Source organism: Aquisalimonas lutea (assembly GCF_030409225.1).
Classification (GTDB): Bacteria; Pseudomonadota; Gammaproteobacteria; order Nitrococcales; family Aquisalimonadaceae; genus Aquisalimonas; species Aquisalimonas lutea.
On sequence record NZ_JAUFPK010000012.1, the window covers coordinates 1 to 4,564 of the forward strand.

Here is a 4,564-nt window from a genome sequence, read left to right on the forward strand (position 1 = left end):
TGTCGCGGGGAATGCCGAGGCGGTCGGCGACGCGGCGGCAGGCGCTCGCTGAATCGCCGCTGAGCAGGTGAAGCCGGTAGCCCTGCGCCCGCAGGGCGCCGACCACCTCCCGAGCCTCCGGACGCACCGTCTCCGCAAACTGGATGCGGCCGATGAATACGCCGTTGCGGGCAACGCAGAGCTCCGTTCCGCGGTCTTCCGCCGCCGGCACGCCGATACCCGCCCGGCGCAGCCAGCGGGCCCGTCCGGCATGGACGGTCACAGCCGTGCCGTGCCAGATCGTTCCCTCGCCCGGCACCACCTGGCGTTGTCCGGTAACGGTGGTCGGCGGTGTTCCGGCCCGCTTCCGTAATCCCGCCGCCAGCGGGTGGCTGGTACCGTCCATGGCATCAGCGGCGCAGGCAGCAAGCTCCCCGTCGGTAACCCCGGAGACCGGCTCCGTGCCGGCGACAGCAGGGTGGCTTTCGGTCAGCGTTCCGGTCTTGTCGAAGACAATGGTGCGGGCGCGTGCCGCCGATTCCAGTACCGCCGGGTCGCGGAAGATGATGCCGTTGCGGCCCGCCGCGCCCACGGTGGTTACGCCGACCAGCGGCACCGCGAGACTCAGGGCGCAGGGGCAGGTGACGATCAGCACGGCGAGTGCCCGGGTGGCGGCCTCGATGGCCGTGTCGCCGCCCGCCGCGGCCAGGGCGGCGGCCAACCCCGCGCCGGCAAGGACAACCGCGAGCAGCCCCTGGGCCATGCGGTCGGTGAGCCGCTGCAGGGCACTCTTGCGGCTGAGGAGCTGGCGGACGGACCGCGCCAGCGCGTCGATGCGGCGCTTGCCGGCGCCCGCGGTGACCCGGACGATGAGCGCGCCGTCGCCGTTGCGCGTGCCCGCCAGGACCGCGTCGCCTTGGCCGCACGGCTGCAGCGTGGATTCGCCGGTGATCAGGGCGCGGCTCACCGCGGAGCGGCCCGCGTCAACGACACCGTCCACCGGGACGGCCTCGCCGGGGGCGACGCGGATCCGGTCCCCGGGCTGCAGCTCCACGACGGCCACGTCGCTCTCGGTATCCCCGTCGCGGCGGCGGGCCCGTTCGGGCAGCGCGCCCAGGTACGCGTGGATGGCCCGGGTGGCGTTGCGGCGCACGCTCAGATCGATGAGCCGGGCGACGAGCTGGAAGGTGATCAGCATGACCGCAGCGTCGAAGTAGACATCCGGCGAGCCGCGGAGGAGCTGCACGACGGAGACCACCACGGCCGCCAGGACCGCTGCGGTGATGAGCGTGTCCATGCCGGGCACCCGGGCGCGCAGGGTGCGCCAGCCCGCCACGTAGAACCCGGCCCCCGAGTAGCCGAGCACCGGCAATGCAAGCGCCCCCGACGCCACGGCGAGATGCCAGTGGGCCCAGGGCTCCACGACTCCCAGCGGCGCCAGGTAGATCAGGACGGCGGCCATCATGCTCCACATGCCGAAGCATACGGCCACGGCCAGGCGGATCTGCAGCGATCGCCGGAACGCCGACCGGGGCCGGTCGCCCGCGCCCCCTTCACCGGCCGGCCGGACCGTGTAGCCCAGCTTCCGGGTTGCCGCCTGCAGCGCCTCCAGGGACGTGCGGCTCGGATCCCAGGTGACGGTCGCGGCATCTGCGGCGAAGTTGACCCCGGCGCTGACGACGCCGGGCTGGCGCTGCAGGGTGGCGGCGACCGCCGCTGCGCAGCCGGCGCACATCATGCCCTCGACCTGGAGGGCGGCCTCCTCCTGCCGGGGTGCAGACGTGTGCGTGTCTGCCGTCGTCAAGTGTCCGGCCCCCCGAATGCGGTGCGCAGCTCGTCCGCGGTCCACGGCCCGCGGCCGTCGTGGTCGCTGCGCACCGACTCCACCGTTTCGGTATCGACGGCGGACGCCTCGTTGCCCCAGCTGGAGCGGACATAGCTGGCCACGGCGGCGATCTCGCGATTCGAGAGCTGCCCGCCGAAGGCCGGCATGGCGCCGCTGTAGGTCTCTCCGCCTACCTCGATATCGCCCTGCAGCCCGTGGCTGACGATGGCGACCACGGCGGTGGGTTCGCCGGTGACCCAGTCGCTGTCCGCCAGGGGCGGGAAGCTCCCGGGGATCCCGGTGCCGCCGGCCTGGTGGCAGGCGGCACAGGTGTTGTTGTAGACGGTCTCGCCGCTGACGGAGCTGTTGTCGGCAACCGCCACCGGGGTACGACTGTCGCCGCCGGCGAGCGGCCAGCCGGTGTGCGCCACGATGTAGCCGGTGCCCCAGACCACCAGGCCGGCGACCAGGAGCAGGACGGCCCGGGGGACCGGGCGGTCGCCCTCGGTGGGCTCCGGCTGCTCGCGGCGCTGCGCGCCGTCGTCGTTGTCCGTCATGGCGTGTCTCCGTTGTCGTCCGCGCGGGGCAGCGACTCCGCCGGGTAGGTGTGATCCAGGGACTTGAGGTAGGCCACCAGGTCCTCCACCTCCTGGGTGGTGACCACCGTGCCGTGCTCGGGCCCGTACGGCTCGGGGATGTTCACCACGGTGTCGCTGTCCAGGGGCGTGTCCACTACCTCGAAGAGATAGCGGTAGCTGGGCATGATGCTGTCCTCGACCACCGCCCGCGGGTTGTAGAGGTGCACCAGGTGCCACGCCTCGCTGGGCTGGCGGGCGCCGATATTGAACAGATCCGGGCCGGTGCGCATGGTGCCCATGAGGTGGGGCTGGTCGTAGGCGTAGTCCCCCGGTACCGGTGCCCGGCCCCAGCCCCGCTCCTGGTCGGCGGGGGCGTAGCCGGGGTCCCGCGGCTGCTGGGTGTGGCAGTAGACGCAGCCCTGGCTCATGTACACATCGCGCCCGCGGAGCTCGGCCCCGGAATACGGCTCCAGCCCCTCGGGCACGGGCTCGCTGTCCATCTGCGTGTACGGCATGACCACCAGCAGCAGGGTGGCGAACAGCAGGATGAGGGCCGCGCCGGCCATGATGGCGATGGTGCGTGTCATAGGGGGCGCTCCGCGGTAGCCGAACGGAAGAGCGTGGGCCGGCTCAGGGGGCGTCCGCCCTGCCGGAGCAGCGTGAAGAAGTGGCCCGCGAACAGCAGGTGGCTGAGCGTCATCAGCGCGCCGCCCACGGACCGGGCCTCAAGGTACGGCAGGGTCAGGCGCACCGTGTCCATGAAAGGCGTGTCCGCATCGAGCATGGCCAGCCCCTGCAGCCAGCCACCGATGGACAGGGCGATCACGTAGATGAGAATGCCCGCGAACGCGAGCCAGAAGTGCAGCGTGATCAGCCGGCGCGACGGCCATTCCCAGCCGGTAACCCGCGGCATGATGAAGTACACCGCGCCGAACAGGATGAAGCTCAGGAAGGCGTACATGCCCAGGTGGGCGTGCCCCACCGTGTAGTGGGTGAAATGGGTGACCAGGTTCACGGATCGCAGTGCCTCCATGGACCCCTGCAGGGACGAGGCCGTGTACATCAGCGAGCCGATCCAGACGAAGCGCAGCGTCGGCGAGTCCTTGAGCCGGTGGAAGTGCCCGATCATGGTGCCGTGGTGATTGATGGCCACCGTCACCACGGGGATCACCATCATCACGCTGTGGACGATGGACAGGGTCACCAGCCACGTCGGGACCGGGCCGCCGATGAGGTGGTGGATGCCCACCTGGCTGTAGAACAGGGCCAGGGCCCAGAATCCCAGCAGTGACAGCCGGTAGGAGATCACCGGCTTGCCCAGGATCTTGGGGATCATGTAATAGGCGACACCCACGCCGATGGGCGTGACCCACAGGCCCAGGACGTTGTGGGCGAACCACCAGTTCACCGTGGCCCCGGCGGCGCCGGGGAAGAGATAGGGCAGATTGGCCAGCAGGAACAGCAGCGGGAACCAGATCAGCGCCGCCATCAGGTACCAGCTGGTGACGTACAGATGCTGCACCTGGCGGTTGCGCACCGTCAGCAGCAGCGGCACCGCGCACAGGCCGCCGGCGAGCACGAACAGGGCGTCCACCTGCCAGGGGAACTCCAGCCACTCCTCGCCGTCGGAGTAGCCCGCGCCGAGGGCCACCAGGCCCAGGACCATGCCCAGGTTCCAGATCCAGGCCCCGGCGGTGGCGAAGCCGGCGCCCACCAGGGGCGTCTTGAACAGGCGGGGCACCAGCCAGACCGCTGCGCCGAGGCCGGCCATGGACGCCCAGCCGTAGGCGACGGCGTTGAGGTGCATGGGCCGGATGCGCCCGAAGGTCAGCGCCTCGGTGTCGGCCAGCAGCTCCGGCATGTGCATCTTGAGTGAGCTCACCAGCCCGTACAGCGAGCCGACGATCAGCCAGAACACCGCCGAGGCCAGCAGCGTCAGCACCGGAACCCGCGAGGACAGGTCCGCGGAGCGCCGCGCCGCGACGGCGTCCTCGTCCGCCTCGGTCCGGGCGGCGCGGGCGAGGCCGTCGCGGCCCTCGGCCGGGTCCTCGGAGTAACCGACCTCGCCGGGGGCGAAGATGGTGCGCGCGGCCTTGGGACCGTGGCTGAACTGGTCCGTGGCAATGGACCAGACCAGCGCCAGGAGGGCACCGACGGAGATCAGGAACGTCAGGGCGAGGAG

The 4,564-nt window shown here is 71.3% G+C and carries 4 protein-coding genes; all 4 read right to left on the minus strand.

Annotation, left to right across the window (positions count from 1 at the left end; genetic code table 11):
- On the minus strand, positions 1–1,783 hold a 1,783-nt coding region (locus QWY84_RS19990; RefSeq protein ID WP_290204822.1), incomplete at its 3' end, for a heavy metal translocating P-type ATPase.
- Positions 1,780–2,361, minus strand: coding sequence for a c-type cytochrome (locus QWY84_RS19995; protein WP_290204823.1), 582 nt, complete (start codon positions 2,359–2,361; stop codon positions 1,780–1,782). The genes QWY84_RS19990 and QWY84_RS19995, both read right to left, overlap by 4 nt.
- Entirely contained in the window at positions 2,358–2,969 is a 612-nt protein-coding gene (locus QWY84_RS20000; RefSeq protein WP_290204824.1) for a cbb3-type cytochrome c oxidase subunit II, read from the minus strand. Before QWY84_RS20000 ends, QWY84_RS19995 begins: the two co-directional genes overlap by 4 nt.
- Positions 2,966–4,564 (minus strand): cbb3-type cytochrome c oxidase subunit I (locus QWY84_RS20005; RefSeq protein ID WP_290204825.1); only part of this gene is annotated, 1,599 nt, incomplete at its 5' end. The genes QWY84_RS20000 and QWY84_RS20005, both read right to left, overlap by 4 nt.

Excerpts from the sequence above, each read along its gene's own strand:
- QWY84_RS19995 (WP_290204823.1), bottom strand. The coding sequence starts at position 2,361 with ATGACGGACAACGACGACGGCGCGCAGCGCCGCGAGCAGCCGGAGCCC.
- QWY84_RS20000 (WP_290204824.1), bottom strand. The coding sequence starts at position 2,969 with ATGACACGCACCATCGCCATCATGGCCGGCGCGGCCCTCATCCTGCTG.